The organism is Deltaproteobacteria bacterium (genome assembly GCA_016874755.1).
In the GTDB taxonomy this organism is placed as follows: domain Bacteria; phylum Desulfobacterota; class Binatia; order UBA9968; family UBA9968; genus DP-20.
The window spans coordinates 23,603-39,729 of sequence record VGTH01000014.1 but is presented as its reverse complement, the minus strand read 5'-3'; the positions used below and the strand labels follow the sequence as shown (position 1 = coordinate 39,729).

The following is a 16,127-nucleotide window of genomic DNA, read 5'->3' as shown; positions in this document are numbered from 1 at the left end:
CAGGAAAATTGGCAGGGTGCGCCGTGCGCACGGCGTTCAGATGGTGCGCACGGCGCAGCCTACGCAGAACTAAAATCCCCATTGGGGTCATGCTGAGCATAGCGAGGCATCTACTTTTTCCCGCAGTCGCAGCGGCAGATTCTTCCCTTTTGGCTCAGAATGACAGGGCGGCAGACCTTCACAGGTAGAAAGAACCATCAGCTAAAATAAGCGAGCGTTATGGAAGTCACTACCCGGCCGCCACAAAAAGTTCCGGTTTACATCGAAGAGGAGATGCGCGAGTCATTCATGGCCTATGCCATGAGCGTTATCATCAGCCGCGCTCTCCCCGATGTGCGTGACGGTTTAAAGCCGGTGCATCGGCGCGTGCTCTACGCCATGTACGACGCCGGCAACACTTCCGACAAACCTTACAAGAAATCGGCCCGCTTGGTCGGCGACATCATGGGTAAGTATCATCCCCATGGTGACACCGCGATTTACGACACCATCGTGCGCATGGCGCAGGATTTTAACATGCGCTACCCGCTGGTGGACGGCCAGGGCAACTTCGGTTCCATCGACGGCGACAATCCGGCGGCCATGCGCTACACCGAAATCCGCATGACCCAGTTGGCCGAGGAGATGCTTGCCGATATCGAGAAAGAGACCGTCGATTTTGTCGGCAACTACGACGATTCGCTCAAAGAACCGGCGGTCTTGCCGTCGCGTATCCCGAATTTGCTGGTGAACGGGTCCGCCGGCATCGCGGTTGGCATGGCAACCAACATCCCGCCGCACAACCTGGGCGAAGTGATCGATGGCTTGATCGCGATGATCGACAACCCGGAGATCACGATTCGCGAGCTGATGCAGCATATCCCCGGCCCGGACTTTCCCACCGGAGGCTTCATCCACGGCCGCGATCCGATTGTCCAAGCCTATCATGAGGGCAAGGGCATCGTGCAGATGCGCGGCAAAGCCTTTACCGAGACGGTCAAGCGCACCGGCAAAGAGCAGATTATCATCAGCGAAATCCCCTATCAGGTAAACAAAAAGCGGCTGATCGAAGAGATCGCTGAGCTGGTCAACGACAAAAAGATCGAAGGCATCGGCGACTTGCGCGACGAGTCGGACCGCGAGGGTATGCGCATCGTTATCGAGCTCAAGCGCGACGCGGTGGCGGAAATTGTCATCAACCAACTGCATAAGCATACCCAACTGCAAGATTCTTTCGGCATTAATATTCTGGCGATCGTCGACGGCAGGCCCAAGCTGCTCAATCTCAAAGAGGCGCTGAAATGCTTCCTCGATCATCGCAAAGAAGTCGTCACCCGGCGCACCGCCTACGACTTGCGCAAAGCCGAAGAGCGCTTGCACATCTTGGAAGGCTACCGGATTGCGCTCGATAATCTCGACGCCGTGATCACGCTGATCCGCAACTCGGCGGACGGTAAAGCAGCCAAAGACGGTTTAATGAGCCAATTCGGCCTGAGCGAAATTCAGGCGCAGGCGATTCTCGATCTGCGTTTGCAGCGTTTGACCGGCTTGGAGCGCGACAAGATCATGGAGGATCTGCGCGAAACTCAAGAGCTGATCGGTGAGTTGCAGTCGATTTTGGCCGACGAAAAAGAGATCTACAAAATCATCGTCGATGAGCTCAAAGAGATCAAAGAAAAATACGGCGACGAGCGCCGCACCCAGATTGTCGATCACTCCGACGATATCTCGATCGAGGACATGATCGTCGAAGAAGATATGGCGGTGACGATCTCTCATGAGGGCTACATCAAGCGCAACGCCGTGACGCTCTATCGGGCGCAGCGGCGCGGCGGCAAAGGCAAGATCGGCGCGACGACCAAGGAAGAAGATTTTGTCGAGTCGCTGTTCATCGCCTCGACTCACTCGTCGATTCTCTTCTTCACCACCATTGGCAAGGTTTATTGGATCAAAGTGCACGAGCTGCCGCAGGCGAGCCGGGCGGCGCGCGGCAAGCCGATTGTTAATTTACTGCATCTGGAAGCGGGCGAGCGGATTTCGGCGTTCCTGCCGGTGCGCGAGTTTCAAGAAGGCCGGTTTATCGTTTTCGCGACGAAAAAGGGCCTGATCAAAAAAACCGAGCTGATGGCGTACGCCAACCCGCGCGGCAGTGGTATTCGCGCCATCGGCCTCGAAGAGGGCGACGAAGTGATCGGCGTCGGCCTGACCGATGGCCAACAAGAACTGATTCTCTCGACTGCCGAAGGACAATCGATCCGTTTCAAAGAAGAACAGGTCCGTCCCACCGGCCGCGGCACCTTTGGCGTGGTTGGCATGCGCATGGACGAGGGCGATCAGGTCGTGAGCATGGAAATTTTGGCGCCTGGTTGCGACGTGTTGACCGTGGCGGACGGCGGCTTCGGCAAACGCACGCAGATGGACGAGTATCGTCTGCAGTCGCGCGGCGGCAAGGGCATCATCACCATGAAGACCACGGACAAAACCGGGCGGGTGATCGGTGCATTGCAGGTGACCGAAGAAGATCAACTCATGCTGGTCACCAACACGGGAAAGATTATTCGTCTGCGTATTAGAGACATCCGGGTGATCGGCCGCAACACCCAAGGAGTGCGTTTGATAGAGCTCGAAGAAGGCGAGCGGGTGGTGTCGTTGGCGCGCGTCGCCGAAAAAGAGGACGAAAGCGAAGCTGAGCCGGAGACTGAAAACGGCTCCGAACAAAATTAGCCTGTTCTCGTAAGGCGGACTTACACTACTTGTTGCAGGCAACTAGACATCATGGCAAAGGGAATCGCAGTGGTGGGCGCCGGCGGGTGGGGCATCGCGCTGGCGACCGTGCTTGCCGACAAGCGTGACTCCGTAGCGCTTTGGTGCCACGGCACGGAGAACTTCCGTGAGCTCACCGAGCAGCGCGAGAGCTTGACCTACCTTCCGGGGATTCCGTTAGCATCCAACATTGAAATTTCTCGCTCGCTGGCGCAGGTGGTCGCCGACAAAGAGTTGGTGATTTGCGCCGTGCCATCCCACGCGGCGCGCAGCGTCATGTCAGAAGCGGCCGCAAGCATCGGCCAGCAAGCCATCGTGCTTTGCGGCACCAAAGGGCTGGAGGAGCAAACGCTCAAGACCATGGGCGAGATGCTGGGCGAGATTTTTGGTCCAGAGCGGAAAAGTAGCCTGGCATTTTTGTCTGGCCCAACATTCGCGTTGGAGGTCGCCAAGAAACTTCCCGCCGCGGTGACAGTGGCTGCCAGTGCGGAAGCGGTAGCGGCGCGCGCACAGGAAATGCTCAATACCGAGAGCCTGCGGGTGTACACCTCCGCTGATATCGTTGGAGTGCAGATGGGCGGCGTGATCAAAAACGTCATCGCCATAGCCGCTGGCGTCAGCGACGGCTTGGGGCTCGGACAGAACGCGCGCGCCGCTTTGATCACCCGTGGTTTGGCAGAAATGACAAGACTGGCGGTGCGCATGGGCGCTGAGCCGATGACTTTGGCGGGATTGCCGGGGCTAGGCGACTTGATTCTTACTTGTGCCGGCGATCTAAGCCGTAATCGCCGCTTCGGTTTGCAAATCGCTCAAGGGAACAGTCTGCAAGACATCATCGGCGGCACGCGCATGGTTGCCGAAGGGGTGCGCAATACCCAACTGGTGCACCAGCTGGCGCGCCGGTTAGGCGTCGATATGCCGATTGTCGAGCAGATGCACGCGGTGCTCTATCAAGGGAAGACGCCGGCGGCGGCGGTGCGCGACTTGATGCAGCGCTCGTTAAAGCCGGAAATAGCTTAAATTGACTTCACCAAGTCGGTATGATTCAAATGGTCTTTCGCTGTTGAAACAGATCAGGGAGTTTTTATGAAACGGACTTATCAGCCCAGCAACATTAGAAGGAAAAGAACCCACGGCTTTCTCGCGCGCATGGAAACCCCGGGTGGCCGCAAAGTATTGAAACGACGCCGTGCCAAAGGCCGAAAAAAACTGACGGTGAGCGTACCACCGAAGCGCGCACGCACCTAAGACTCGGCCATGGCGCCGCCAGCCCACGAACAGTTTCCCAAGACCGCCCGCCTGAGAAAACGCCGTGAATTTTTGAGCCTGTCACGCATCGGCAAAAAAGTTCACAGTGCCCATTTCGTCGTGATCAGCAAGAAAATTGCAGGGGATCAGAGGCGGTTGGGCGTTACGGTGAGCAGCAAAGTTGGTAATGCTGTTGCAAGAAACCGGATCAAAAGGCTGGTCCGGGAAAATTTTCGGCGCCACCAGCATGAGATTCTTGCGGGGACAGACATTCTGGTGATCGCACGATCGAGCGCCAAGGGTTTGGCCTTCGTCGAGGTCGGAGCTGAGCTAAAAAGGGGCTTGGCCCATTGTTGGAGTGATCGTAAATCGTGATTCGCAGCGCCTGCGCAGCCGCCATCCTCATTCTCAAGTTTTACCATCGCGTCCTGTCGCCGTTTCTACCGCGAGCCTGCCGCTTCTATCCAAGCTGCTCGGTCTATGCCGCAGAAGCGATTGAAAGACACGGTTTGGCGCGCGGCGCTTGGCTCGGCGCACGGCGGCTTGGCCGATGCCATCCTTGGAGCGCCGGCGGCTATGACCCGGTAAGCAGAACATAGAGGCATCGACCGACAACAAGAATCGGCGTTCAAGAGGCGAGAATTTAGAAAAGACTGATAAATGGATAAACGTGGAATCATCGGAATCGCCCTGTGCATCCTCGTGCTAGTGGCCTATCAAGAGTGGATTACCCGCTACTACGGGCCACAAACCGCACCGGTTACCGCACCCGAACAGAAACAGGAAGCGGCGCCACAGGCGCCAACCTCCGCAACGCCCGGCGCTCCGGTGGCGCCGGCGGCCAGCGCGGCCACGTCAGCCGCGCCAGCGACCAACGTTGCGGCCAAAGAGATAACGGTCGAGACCGACGAGTATGTGGCGGTCTTCACCAATGTCGGGGCGCGGCTCAAGAGCTTCAAGTTCAAAAAATATCGCCGCGAGGCGAATGAAAAAAGCGGGCCATTTGAGATGGTCACGGTAGCTCCCGGCGTGCCGCTGCCGCTTGGCGTGCGCTGGCAGACCGGCGTGCCCTTCGAGGACACCAATCTGGTTTACAATGTCCAAGGCGGCGATCTGAAACTCACGGGCGCGGCTAAGGGCACATTGACGTTTCAAGCAGAGACTCCCAAAGGCGCAGCGATCACGAAGTCTTTTACCTTCTCCGGCGCGACCTACCCGATCCAAATGGACGTGGCGGTCAACGTGGCAGAAGGAAACGCGCCGGCGCCTGAGATCGTGCTGACCGATAAGAAGGATCACCCCGTGCCCAATCCCGACGCGCCCTTCGAAGGCGTGATTGCGCTGGTCGACAATAAGATCAAGCGACAGACCGCCGCCGAGGCGGTCAATGGCCAAGAATTTAGCGGCGACGTCTCGTGGGCGGGCTTCGGTCATACCTATTTTTTCTTTGCCCTGGTGCCGCAGAATGGCGCGGGACACAAAGTTTCAATCCATCCCGCCGATGCGGCGCTCACCGTCGGCGTGTCGAGCAACAAGAGCAGCGATCGCTACACGCTTTATGTCGGCCCTAAAGAACTCGACGTGCTAAAGGCCGTGGGCAATCAGCTGGAGCGCTCCATCGACTTCGGCTATTTCGGCTTCGTGTCGATCCCGTTTCTCTACGCCCTGCACTTTTTTCACCGGTTTACCGGCAGCTATGGCATCGACATTATTCTGCTCACAGTGGTCATTAAACTGCTGATGTGGCCGCTGACGCACAAGAGCTTCACATCCATGAAGCAGATGCAAAAGCTCGGGCCGCAGATGGAAAAGCTCAAGGAAAAATTCGCCAACGACAAAGAGAAGCTCAACAAAGAGATCATGGAGCTCTACAAGCGCAACGGCGTCAATCCGCTGGGCGGCTGTCTGCCCATGGTGCTGCAATTCCCCGTGTTCATCGGGCTTTACAATGCGCTCAGCACGCCCATCGAGCTGCGCCACGCGCCGTTCATGTGGGTCAAGGATCTATCTCGTCCCGATTGGGAATCGTTGCCCTTCATGCTCGGCGGTTGGCAACTTGGCATCCCGGTTTTGACCCTGCTGATGGGCGCGAGTATGTTTCTCCAACAGTGGATGACACCGAGCATCGGCGATCCCAACCAGCGCAAGCTGATGCTATTGATGCCGGTCATGTTTACTTTCATGTTTGTATCGTTTCCCGCGGGCTTGACCGTTTACTGGCTGATCAATAATTTACTCTCGATTGCCCAACAGTATTGGATCAACCGCAGCGATCGCTAGGCAGGAGAGGCTAACCGTCATGGATTTTGTGGAAACCGAGGGCGACACAATCGATCAAGCCATCGAGAACGCGCTGAAACAGTTGGGCGTAGCGCGCGACAAGATCACCGTCGAGGTTTTATCCGAAGGAAAAAAAGGCATTCTTGGTTTTGGCGCACAAAAGGCGCGGGTGCGCGCGGCGTTGCGCAAGCCAGCCGCAGTGGAAAGCCCAGCCGCCGAGGTCAAAGCACCGCCGCCTTTGCGATCGGAAACGGCAGCCACACCGGTGGACTTGGCGCCGGTAGTGGACCTCGATGCAATCACGGCAAGAGCCAAAACCGTGCTGGTCGATATTTTGAGCCTCATGGGCTTGCAGGCGTCGGTGGAAACTTTGCGCAACGAAAAACAGGGCGAGACCATTTTGGAAATCCGCACAGAGAGCAGCGGCCTGTTGATCGGCCGCAAAGGGCAAACCCTGGAAGCGCTGCAATATCTCGTGAGCCGCATCGCCAGCGAGAAACCGAGCCCCGAAATTCCGCACCTGGTCATCGACATCGAGAATTATCGCCAGCGGCGCCGCGCGACTTTGGAAGATATGGCGCTGCGGCTCGGCGAAAAAGCCAAACGGCAGCGCAAAACCGTCAGCGTCGATGCGCTCAGCGCCGCCGACCGGCGCGTGATTCACGCGGCGCTGCAGGACGATCCCTGGTTGACGACCAAGAGCTTGGGGCAGGGTTCCTATCGCCGCTTGTTGATCATTCCCGAGGGCGACCGCCGAACGAAAGACGAACCCGCGCCGGCGCCGACTATCGCAGACAAGCAGGGTCACAAAGCGGCGAAATGACCGTGCTCAGCGCTGGTTGTTTCGGGTTCCGGGTTTCGAGTTTCACGTTTACGGAACCGGCGCGAGAGACTCAGCCAATCACTAGGCAGTAATTTCGATCAACCCGAAACACGGAACTCGAAACCGCAGTGCGAAGCGCGCGCCCGTTGACCCCACGCAACCCCTCCTCTATCATTACCATTAATCATGATTCAAAGACGTAGGACTCGGCAGATCCAGCTTGGCAAGGTCAAGGTTGGCGGCGACGCGCCGATCACGGTGCAGTCGATGACCAAGACCGATACGCGCGACGTCAAGGCTACCGTGCAGCAGATTTGGTCCTTGGAAGCGGCCGGCTGCGAGATCGTCCGCTGCGCCGTGCCGGTGCGTGAAGCGGCGGAGCAATTGGGCGAGATCAAAAAACGCATTCGCATCCCGCTGGTGGCGGACATCCACTTTAATTACAAGCTGGCACTGATCGCCATCGAGCAGGGCGTTGACGGCTTGCGCTTGAACCCGGGCAACATCGGCGCGCGCAAATACGTCGAAGAAGTGACCCGGGCCGCCTCCGAGCGCAAGATTCCGATCCGCATCGGCGTCAACGCCGGCTCCTTGGAAAAAGACTTGCTGCAAAAATACAACGGCCCAACCGCCCAGGGTATGGTCGAAAGCGGCCTGCGCCATATTCGCATTCTCGAAGACGTCGGCTACAACGAAATTAAGATTTCGCTCAAAGCCTCCGACCCGTTGATGATGATAGAAGCCTATCGCATGCTGGCCGATCAAGTGGACTATGCGTTTCACCTCGGTGTGACCGAGGCCGGCACGCCGACCGTGGGCACCATCAAATCGGCGGTGGGTCTTGGCACCCTGCTGGCCGAAGGCATCGGCGACACTATCCGCGTCTCGCTGGCCGCCGATCCGGTGGAAGAGATCCGGGTGGGCAACGAAATTCTCAAAGCGTTGGGGCTCAAGAAAGAAGGTCTGACGTTTGTCGCCTGTCCGTCCTGCGGCCGAGCCGACGTCGATCTGGTCGGCTTGGCCAAAAAGGTCGAAGAGCGCATGCTGCCCTACAACAATTTAAATCTGCACGTCGCCGTCATGGGCTGTGAGGTCAACGGCCCGGGCGAAGCGCGCGCTGCCGATCTAGGTGTCGCCGGCGGCAAAGGCATCGGCTTGATCTTCAAGAAGGGCGAAGTGATCCGCAAAGTGCCCGAAGCGCAGATCGTCGATGCGCTGATGGAAGAAGTGGAAAAGTTCGCCGCTGAGAAAAAAGCCGAACAGGCGGCCGCGGCCAACGACTAATCTTTCCCTGAGCGAAGCTATTTGTTTCAGTAGCAGGCCAACCAGTGAGAGACCGAGCGGCAGCGCCGTGGCGAAGAAGTCGATCCATATGCCGCGATTATGGAGTCAACCCGTAACAGTCTTCGGCGAAAAAGTTCAAGCTGCCCTGAGAACGGTTGCTTTGATGATCCGCGATCGTACGGGAGCGAGCTTTTTGATACAGACAAAAACCACCGGTTGATTCGTGCCTCGGGTACGCTCAGCAAGCTGGCGGCTCCAGTTATTAAATGGCGCATTCCCTTCGATTTGTATAGCAACCTTAGCTTTCGGCGGGATATATTTTTGTGCCCAGGCAGGGTTCTCAGCAACATACCGGTCAAACTCTGATCCCAATTCAGCATTCAGTTTTGTAAAATTCTTCGGCATACTCACTCTCCTAGAAATTCACTCTTATGAATTTCCCAGTTCTCGCGCAGATCATCAAGTGCGTAGGTAAGAGCTTCCTCAAAACTCATTTTGAGATCGCTTTTAACGGGCCTGCCATGTTTGCGATACAGATCTCTGTGGGCAAATCGATGCGAGGTGTCGTAGCGAACCACAGGGCGCCATTTACTCTCCACAAGAACCTCGAGCTGCACGATAAACCTGGTCACCCGCCCCCGCGCAACGCGGTATCGAGCACGCATTCGCGCGTCGATGTCTAGTTGTCGTTCATATTCAATAACTCTCAATGTCGCGGTTTTTCTACCTTCTTCACCGTAAAAATCCAACATACATCAGCCGCGTAAATTTCCAAAGATAACCCATATCCTTTTTTCACTTTCCGTCCCCCACCAAAATAAAAGGAGCCCAGAAGTACGGATGAGATGTGGAAACAGCGTCGGGCTTAGACAGCGTGACGCTGGGAGTCTCGCCGAGTTTGCCGACACCGCCCACGCCGCGGCGGGCGAGTAGCTCGCTGCGGCCTTCGCCGCGAATTAGTTGGAGCTGCGCTTGCCGCAGCGCCTCGACTTTCGTCATCGATTTGAGGTTCTTATAGAAGTTCCCTATCAACTGTGCGGTCGATGCGTCGTCCACTTTCCAAAGACTCGCCACTACGGACGGTGTACCGGCGTAAATGAATGCTCTGGTGAGCCCGACAAGCTCGTCGCCAGTAGACAGCTTTCCCAAGCCGGTTTCACAGCCGCTGCGAACAACCAGATTGGCTTTAAGATCCATGCCAAAGATCTCTCTCACTTCTAACCTGCCGTCTTCTTTTCCGTCCTTCGCCAACAGCACCGCGGATGAAAGCGGATCGTTTTCGTTCAGTTGCGCGTGTGTTGCGAAGTGAATGATGTCGTGGTTGGGCGAAAGAGTCTTGCTCTTTTCCTCCGTTGCATTTTTTCGTACGAACACGTTGGATTCGGGATAGAGCGCCTTAAGTTCCTGTGTTCCTGTGCTTCGAGCTCTGCATAAGCTAAATCTTTTTCAGGATCGTCTAAATCCGGATTGCCAAAAGCTAGGGCTTTTTCTCCATGTGCCTTTCGCTTTTCTTTTGTGAATTGCAGCAAGCTGGCGCTGGATAGATATGAGATGGGGTATATCTCGGTGAGAAATTTTCCTTTAGGATCAATCAACGCCTGGAACGGTAAGTAATGCAGCACGTCGTGCGGTACGATGATGAGTTCCTTGCCGCCGATCTCCGAAATGATCGGCTGGATGAGTTGTCTGTATAGAACAGTTGAGGCTTCTTTCAGGTTTCCAACCCACCGATGTTTGATATCTGTTCCCGAAGTAACTTTATCTGCTTGAGCAGATCGCTTTTTCGCAAAGCCAATCGACGCGAGCTAAGAAACTTCCGTTCGACCACCCAGACAAAGACCTCGGACTCGGTTGTAAAGTATTCCACCAATGTCTGGCCCGGATCGAGAAGTTTTTGTACTTGGCTTGCTGTCAGTGGTTCAACAGTTCTTAACGAAGCCTGTTCTCTATCTCTTTCACGAACTCTCGTTAAGAACGAGCGGTAGGTGCGCTCGGCAGCGGAAAGGCTACGCTTTGCCTCTATGGATACCAGCGTCGTCCCTCCTTCAACATCGACTTGGGCCTTCATTTCGGCAACTAGCCGCTGCAACCTGCGCTCCTCATCAGCCAAGTCGGCCTTCTCTTTCGATAACCGAACCCTGGTTCCCAAAAGGTCCAGGAATACTCGCGAGCGAGAGCGCTCGTTGTAATTGAAAGCGTCAGTAAACCTGTCTTCGGCGTGACGTAATTGAATCATTCCAATGTACGCGCCGAGCCCCTCTTCGAAGTAAGCCTGCCTCCGGTTTTCGTTGTCAATGAGGCCACGAAATGATTCGATGTCTTGAATTGATTTTTCATAATATTGTGCGGCGTCACCGATCCTCTGCTGTTGAAAATACAAACGCCCGATGACACTACTGATCGCAGAAGAAAGAGATACGCGCCCCTGCTTTTCAGCTAGTGAGAGCGCTTTTTCCAGATGTCTCACAGCACGAGCGATCTCTTTTCGGTCCGCATAAAGTCGGCGCAATTCACTATGCAGATTTGCTTCAATCTCGACATGCCAGCCCCTTCTCGAGATTAGGCTGCAGCCCTCTCGTAAGCCATGATGGCCGCTGTTGGATGTCCAGCCATTCTGTACGCCGAACCAAGTGATGTAAGAGTCAGTGCCAAATGATATTCCGCGCGTTCAGCCAGTCGCGCTCCTCCCCTCATTCGAAACTTTGCAATTGCCCATTCCAACGCTTGCACAGCAAAAGTCAGCTGCTCGACTCCCTCACTAATCGCTCCCTCCCGTAAGAGTTCAAGTCCTCTACCACGATACTCTCGTGCCTCAGAAATCTCAGCCGGCATTCTGCGCGCGGTGGACGTGATGTCAACTTTTTCGAGCGAACAACCAGATACCGATAGCAGCAGAATCAGACCGATGAATGCGCTTTTGATCGGGAAGTAATGCAAGAATGTTCGAGCGTTTACAGAGGAACGCAACATTGTTTTTACCACTTAGGTGTGATGACCAGGTTATTGCCCATCCCCCACTAGTATGAATGGCGCCCAGAAATATGGATGCGAGGTAGCGAGGGGTTGTGTAGGGGCGACAGCCCGGTCGCCCTCTGAAGCAGGACTGCCCAGAGAGCTGGGACTTTCTCCCAATTTGCCAATTCCACCGACACCGCGGCGGGCGAGTAGGTCGCTGCGGCCTTCGCCGCGGATTAAACTTAGCTGCGCCTCTCGTAGGGCTTCCACTTTCGTCATGGTTTTTAGATTTTTGTAAAAGTTGCGCATCAAGTGAGCGGTTGCTGCATCATCCACCCGCCACAAGGATACCAGTAGTGAAGAGCTACCGGCGCTTAAAAAAGCCCGGGTAAAACCCCAAAGTTCATCGCCCTTAGAGATTTGACCAAGCCCGGTGTCACACGCACTAAGCAAAGTTAAAGAATTTTCCGTCAAAGCCATGCGATAGACTTCGTGTGCGGCCAAATCGCCTGAACCTTTTTCCGTCGACGCTAAATGAATCACTGAATAAAGTGGGTCAAGCTCGTCAACTTTCGCGTGTGTTGCCAAGTGGATAATGTCTTTATTAGCGGCTGATTGTAAAAGTCGCTGCCTGGTTGCCTGCTGCCGCACGTAAACTTCGGCGGTCGGAAATTGCACTTTGATTTCCTCTACTTCGTGCTGCGCACCCGGTAAATCGAGGTTAGCAGTACCGAGGTCCGGATTACCCAAAGCCAAGATTTGGTTGCTCATACGCTTTTGTCTACCGAGTAGCGTGACATATGCGCTCGCAGAGGGCGCATAGGACACAGCCCGTTCTTCGATGAGATAGCCGCGACTGCCCCTCAGAGCCTGGAAGGCAAGGTAACATTACATGAAATTAACAATCGTCATCTTATTAGCCATTGTGTCATAACTATTTAAAATATAACTATTTTTGGCAAGGGGTCTCGCAAATCATTTTGTTAAGTAACTTTACAAAAAATTTCAAAAAATGCGCATTTTTCGTTTTGTCTTATGATGCTTTGGTTCATCTCACTTTGAAGCTCTCCTGGAGGAATGAAAATATGGTCATCCCCTGCCGCATCCTCAGCACATTACTCTTCACATTGACTCGCGCTTGTTCAAAGATTTGCGCGAGAGCGGATTTATAGACGGACTCTATCGCGGCAGATGACGGCGGTTGGGCAGCGCCGATTTGACAACCTAAATGGGCGCGCACTAGAGTCGGATTATCGATGCAACTAACCCATTCTTTTCACCCGATCACGAGTATCGCGGCCGGAAAAGCGACGACGCTCAACGTCAGCGCCTTGTCCGTTGATTTCGATGCGCTGCGCCGCTTGGTGCTCGAAGACGATCGGTTCGTCGATATCAAGTTTGAGATCGTCCGCCCAGGCGAGAGCTGCCGCGCCGGGCCGATTTTCGACATCGTCGAGCCACGCGCCAAAGCGCCAGGCGGCAGCCCGGATTGGCCCGGTTTACTCGGCCCGCCGCAAAGCGCTGGTCATGGCACGACCCACGTGCTGAAAGGCGCGGCGGTCACGGTCGTGCGCGAGCGGCGCGGCGAGGATGCCCGCGGTGTCACCGGCTACGTCTTGGAAATGTCCGGCGCGCCGGCGGTGATGACCCATCACGCTTCGCTGCATCATTTGATTATGATTCCGCAAACCCAACCGGGTTTGCCGGTGCACGCGCAGCAGCGCGCTTGGCGCATCGCGCAACTTAAAATCTCGGTGCGTTTGGCCCAGGTGGCTTTCGATCATCCGCCGGCGCAAACGGAAAATTTTGACATTGGCGACGACACAGGACGTGACGGTTTACCGCGGGTTGCCTACGTCGGCCAGATCTTTTCGCGCCAACGCAAACCCGAGCAGGACGAATCGATCATTTACGGTGCGGATACCGACGGCATGCTGCCCGTGTTGTTGCACCCTAACGAATGGCTCGATGGCGCGCTGGTGCCCTCTTACCATCCGTCGATTGGCGGCGCGGAAACTTACTTTTATCAGAACCACCCAGTCATCCTGGAGCTCTATCGCCGCCATCAAGCGCGCGAGATCAACTTTGTCGGCACAGTGGCGACCATCGCCTCGGCGAACAATTTCGATCGCGAGCGCAACTGCCGCTTCAATGCCAATTTGGTGAAATGGGCGCTGCGCGCCGACGCGGCGGCGCTGACCAAATCGGGCGGCGGTGTGCCGCATACCGATTTGTCGGAGACGGCGCGCTTGCTGGAGAACATGGGCATCAAGACCGCCGTGCAAGTTACCGATCTGGCGCGCGATCACCGGGTCGAGTCGGCGCTGCTGTTTAATTTTCCCGAAGTCGACGCCATCGTTTGCATCGGCGGCAACGACACCGCGTGGGATTTGCCGCGCGTCGACCGCGTCATCGCCGCCAGTCCGGAAATGACGGAATTGTTAACCGGGCCGCTGCGCATCGAAGCGTTGAACGTCGTCGGTGTTGCCAATCAGCAGGGAGCGTCGAGATTGCGTTCGGCAATCTATTAGGAAACAGGCGTGAGGCAACAGGCAACAGGTCAGAGGTGGGGCAAAGGTCGCATCATTCGCATTTCTTACGGTTGCCTATTGGCTGTTGCGTAACGCCTGTCCCGGAGGAATTATGCGAGTCGTTCACTATCTCAATCAATTCTTTGGCGGTCTCGGCGGTGAAGAGCAAGCGGGGGCGCCGCTCGATGCGCGCGATGGCGCCGTTGGACCAGGCAAACTGTTGGAGCCGCTGCTCGGCGGCGATGCGCGCATCGTCCAGACATTGATCTGCGGCGACAACTACGCAGTCGAGCACCAAGACGCGATGATCGCCGCCGCGCTGGAAAAAATCCGCGCCGCCAATGCCGATCTGTTCGTCGCCGGTCCGTGCTTCAATGCCGGACGCTACGGTGTCGCCGCCGGCGCGCTCTGCGCCGCCGTGCAAGCAAAGCTCAATATTGCAGTGATGACCGGCATGGCCGAAGAAAATCCCGGCACCGATCTCTATAGAGAAGCGCTCTACATCATCGACTCCGGCGACAACGCTGCCAAGATGCGCGAGGTGTTGCAGCGCATGACCGGGTTGGCGCGCAAGATCGTCAACCGCGCGCCCATCGGCACGCCGAAACACGAAGGCTATCACGCGCGCGGTTTGATTCGCGATCAATTTGTCGAGCGCAACTCGGGCCAAAGGCTGGTCGACATGCTGCTTGCGAAAGTGAGCGGCGACGGATTCGAAACTGAAATGCGGCCGACGACGTTTGCCAAGATTCCACTGCCGGCGCCGGTGCGCGATCTCAGCAAAGCGAAAATCATGTTGATTACCGACGGCGGGCTTGTGCCCAAGGGCAACCCCGACAAAATCCAGGGCTCGGCGGCAACCCGTTGGGGCGCCTACAATATCGCCAGTTGCGACGATTTGAAGGGCGAGAGCTACGAAATTTCCCACGGCGGCTACGATCCCCAATTCGTGCGCCAAGATCCCGATCGTTTGGTGCCCCTCGACGTCATGCGTGAGATGGAAAAAGCAGGCGTTATCGGCGCGCTGCACGATGAATTTATTGCCACCTCGGGATTGTCCAATCCCTTATCGAACACGCGCCGCATGGGGCGTGAGATGGCGGCCAAGGCGAAACAGTGCGGCATCGACGCGGTGATTCTCACTTCCACGTGAGGAACCAGCACTCGCAGCGGCGCTGCGATTACCACCGAACTTGAAAAAGCCGGCATTCCCACCGTACAAATCACCGCGGCATTGCCGGTCGCCAAGATGGTCGGTGCCAACCGCGTTGTGTTGGGCAACGGCATCGTGCACGTCGTCGGCGACGCCAAGCTCACGCCTGATAAAGAAAAGGAAGCGCGCCGCGAGCTCATACGCCAGGCGCTGGAAAAGTTGCAATCGGAAAACCCCTCGGGATAGACGCCGCCTGCCCTCGCTTGATTCGCGAAGTTACCTTCCTACTCAAAGCGTCAGCATCTCACTTGTGATCAAGATGCATTGACGACAAGCTCGGCGTGTGATGAACAATCGGTTATGGCAACACGAACAAGCAATTGGAGATGGTCTTCGCGCTCGGAGCACGACAGTTTTCGCCGGCATGACATCGACTATAGCCCCGTTCCTTTAGAGCGTCGTCGCATACGGCTTTCGAGCAAACTCAAGTGGCGTTTGACTCAGTGGTTTGGCGCTGTGGTTGCGCTTTTTGGCCTCGTGGCAATCTTGCTTGCCTATTACACGGTGCCAGGTGTGCTACGCCGGCACGCCATGGACAATGCGCGTCGCCTGGCGGCACCGCCAGCCATTGCAGTCGAGGGAGTCGCCGCGCCGGTGGCGTTGCGCCGAGTCACGATTGTGCCGGAAGTCGATAGGGTTTTCGCTGTGATGACGTTGCTCATTCTATCGGCAATGGTGTTCGGTGTGGTGGCGGCCAGCGTCGTCTTTGGCTGGATCGCTCGCCCGCTGGCCGATCTCGCTGAGCGCGCTCAAGACATCAGCCTGGGACGTCTTAGCGTGCCGATCGCTGTCTCTGGCGCCGATGCTGTGGCTCAGCTAGGCGCTTCGCTAGAACGGATCCGCCGCTTGCTATATGCGGCGATTCGTCGGCTCAACGCCGAACACAGTCTGTCCTTGCCGCCCGGAGCGCGGCGGCTAAGCTTGCCTGACGTCAGCCAAGATCGCTGGCGCCGAGAGTGAAGTGGGAGCGGGTGGGGCGTTGGATGCTGGTTGACGCCGCTGCCCATCTGTGATCAAACCAGCACAGTTGTTCTTTCTGGCGACTCGAACA

General features: G+C 56.4%; 17 protein-coding genes. 11 read left to right on the top strand and 6 right to left on the bottom strand.

Annotated elements, in window-relative coordinates; all coding sequences use genetic code 11:
• Positions 1–219 precede the first annotated feature (219 nt).
• The 8 genes from gyrA to ispG all read left to right on the top strand — a co-directional run bounded on the left by gyrA (position 220) and on the right by ispG (position 8,377).
• Positions 220–2,703, top strand: a complete 2,484-nt coding sequence (gyrA, locus tag FJ145_10635; protein MBM4261875.1) for a DNA gyrase subunit A — start codon at positions 220–222, stop codon at positions 2,701–2,703.
• Positions 2,704–2,754: 51 nt separating this feature from the next.
• Positions 2,755–3,762 (top strand): NAD(P)-dependent glycerol-3-phosphate dehydrogenase, encoded by a 1,008-nt coding sequence (locus FJ145_10630; protein ID MBM4261874.1) that lies wholly within the window; start codon positions 2,755–2,757, stop codon positions 3,760–3,762.
• 66 nt (positions 3,763–3,828) lie between these two features.
• Positions 3,829–3,990 (top strand): 50S ribosomal protein L34, encoded by a 162-nt coding sequence (gene rpmH / locus FJ145_10625; GenBank protein MBM4261873.1) that lies wholly within the window; start codon positions 3,829–3,831, stop codon positions 3,988–3,990.
• A 9-nt stretch (positions 3,991–3,999) separates the two neighbouring features.
• Positions 4,000–4,365, top strand: coding sequence for a ribonuclease P protein component (gene rnpA / locus FJ145_10620; GenBank protein ID MBM4261872.1), 366 nt, complete (start codon positions 4,000–4,002; stop codon positions 4,363–4,365).
• Positions 4,359–4,589 carry a membrane protein insertion efficiency factor YidD gene (gene yidD, locus FJ145_10615; GenBank protein MBM4261871.1) on the top strand — a complete coding sequence of 77 codons (231 nt, stop codon included), beginning with the start codon at positions 4,359–4,361 and terminating at the stop codon, positions 4,587–4,589. The genes rnpA and yidD overlap by 7 nt, the downstream gene beginning before the upstream one ends.
• A gap of 61 nt (positions 4,590–4,650) precedes the next feature.
• Entirely contained in the window at positions 4,651–6,270 is a 1,620-nt protein-coding gene (gene yidC, locus FJ145_10610; protein ID MBM4261870.1) for a membrane protein insertase YidC, read from the top strand.
• Positions 6,271–6,289: 19 nt separating this feature from the next.
• Entirely contained in the window at positions 6,290–7,093 is an 804-nt protein-coding gene (locus FJ145_10605) for a KH domain-containing protein (protein ID MBM4261869.1), read from the top strand.
• Between the two features lie 186 nt (positions 7,094–7,279).
• On the top strand, positions 7,280–8,377 hold the full coding sequence (ispG, locus tag FJ145_10600) for a flavodoxin-dependent (E)-4-hydroxy-3-methylbut-2-enyl-diphosphate synthase (protein ID MBM4261868.1): 1,098 nt from the start codon (positions 7,280–7,282) through the stop codon (positions 8,375–8,377).
• 135 nt (positions 8,378–8,512) lie between these two features.
• Here the strand turns inward: ispG and FJ145_10595 are convergent, their stop codons facing one another.
• The 6 genes from FJ145_10595 to FJ145_10570 form a co-directional block, all read right to left on the bottom strand.
• Positions 8,513–8,782 (bottom strand): hypothetical protein, encoded by a 270-nt coding sequence (locus FJ145_10595; GenBank protein ID MBM4261867.1) that lies wholly within the window; start codon positions 8,780–8,782, stop codon positions 8,513–8,515.
• 2 nt (positions 8,783–8,784) lie between these two features.
• Entirely contained in the window at positions 8,785–9,129 is a 345-nt protein-coding gene (locus FJ145_10590) for a hypothetical protein (GenBank protein MBM4261866.1), read from the bottom strand.
• A gap of 43 nt (positions 9,130–9,172) precedes the next feature.
• Positions 9,173–9,751 carry a CHAT domain-containing protein gene (locus FJ145_10585; protein MBM4261865.1) on the bottom strand — a complete coding sequence of 193 codons (579 nt, stop codon included), beginning with the start codon at positions 9,749–9,751 and terminating at the stop codon, positions 9,173–9,175.
• On the bottom strand, positions 9,661–10,173 hold the full coding sequence (locus tag FJ145_10580; protein MBM4261864.1) for a CHAT domain-containing protein: 513 nt from the start codon (positions 10,171–10,173) through the stop codon (positions 9,661–9,663). Before FJ145_10580 ends, FJ145_10585 begins: the two co-directional genes overlap by 91 nt.
• Positions 10,089–10,844, bottom strand: coding sequence for a hypothetical protein (locus tag FJ145_10575; protein ID MBM4261863.1), 756 nt, complete (start codon positions 10,842–10,844; stop codon positions 10,089–10,091). Before FJ145_10575 ends, FJ145_10580 begins: the two co-directional genes overlap by 85 nt.
• Positions 10,845–11,377: 533 nt before the next feature.
• Positions 11,378–12,199, bottom strand: a complete 822-nt coding sequence (locus FJ145_10570; protein MBM4261862.1) for a CHAT domain-containing protein — start codon at positions 12,197–12,199, stop codon at positions 11,378–11,380.
• A gap of 389 nt (positions 12,200–12,588) precedes the next feature.
• On the opposite strand from FJ145_10570, the gene FJ145_10565 reads away from it, so the two are divergent.
• From FJ145_10565 to FJ145_10555, 3 genes are all read left to right on the top strand, one after another.
• Entirely contained in the window at positions 12,589–13,863 is a 1,275-nt protein-coding gene (locus FJ145_10565) for a hypothetical protein (GenBank protein MBM4261861.1), read from the top strand.
• 112 nt (positions 13,864–13,975) lie between these two features.
• Positions 13,976–15,016, top strand: a complete 1,041-nt coding sequence (locus FJ145_10560) for a glycine/betaine/sarcosine/D-proline family reductase selenoprotein B (protein ID MBM4261860.1) — start codon at positions 13,976–13,978, stop codon at positions 15,014–15,016.
• 360 nt (positions 15,017–15,376) lie between these two features.
• The gene (locus FJ145_10555; GenBank protein MBM4261859.1) at positions 15,377–16,036 is read left to right on the top strand and encodes a HAMP domain-containing protein; all 660 of its coding nucleotides are present in this window, start codon (positions 15,377–15,379) and stop codon (positions 16,034–16,036) included.
• Positions 16,037–16,127 lie beyond the last annotated feature (91 nt).

What these genes read in the sequence shown, in the direction of transcription:
- gyrA (MBM4261875.1), top strand. Translation starts at nt 220, where the DNA reads ATGGAAGTCACTACCCGGCCGCCACAAAAAGTTCCGGTTTACATCGAA.
- FJ145_10630 (MBM4261874.1), top strand. Translation starts at nt 2,755, where the DNA reads ATGGCAAAGGGAATCGCAGTGGTGGGCGCCGGCGGGTGGGGCATCGCG.
- rpmH (MBM4261873.1), top strand. Translation starts at nt 3,829, where the DNA reads ATGAAACGGACTTATCAGCCCAGCAACATTAGAAGGAAAAGAACCCAC.
- rnpA (MBM4261872.1), top strand. Translation starts at nt 4,000, where the DNA reads ATGGCGCCGCCAGCCCACGAACAGTTTCCCAAGACCGCCCGCCTGAGA.
- yidC (MBM4261870.1), top strand. Translation starts at nt 4,651, where the DNA reads ATGGATAAACGTGGAATCATCGGAATCGCCCTGTGCATCCTCGTGCTA.
- FJ145_10605 (MBM4261869.1), top strand. Translation starts at nt 6,290, where the DNA reads ATGGATTTTGTGGAAACCGAGGGCGACACAATCGATCAAGCCATCGAG.
- ispG (MBM4261868.1), top strand. Translation starts at nt 7,280, where the DNA reads ATGATTCAAAGACGTAGGACTCGGCAGATCCAGCTTGGCAAGGTCAAG.
- FJ145_10595 (MBM4261867.1), bottom strand. Translation starts at nt 8,782, where the DNA reads ATGCCGAAGAATTTTACAAAACTGAATGCTGAATTGGGATCAGAGTTT.
- FJ145_10590 (MBM4261866.1), bottom strand. Translation starts at nt 9,129, where the DNA reads ATGTTGGATTTTTACGGTGAAGAAGGTAGAAAAACCGCGACATTGAGA.
- FJ145_10565 (MBM4261861.1), top strand. Translation starts at nt 12,589, where the DNA reads ATGCAACTAACCCATTCTTTTCACCCGATCACGAGTATCGCGGCCGGA.
- FJ145_10560 (MBM4261860.1), top strand. Translation starts at nt 13,976, where the DNA reads ATGCGAGTCGTTCACTATCTCAATCAATTCTTTGGCGGTCTCGGCGGT.
- FJ145_10555 (MBM4261859.1), top strand. Translation starts at nt 15,377, where the DNA reads ATGGCAACACGAACAAGCAATTGGAGATGGTCTTCGCGCTCGGAGCAC.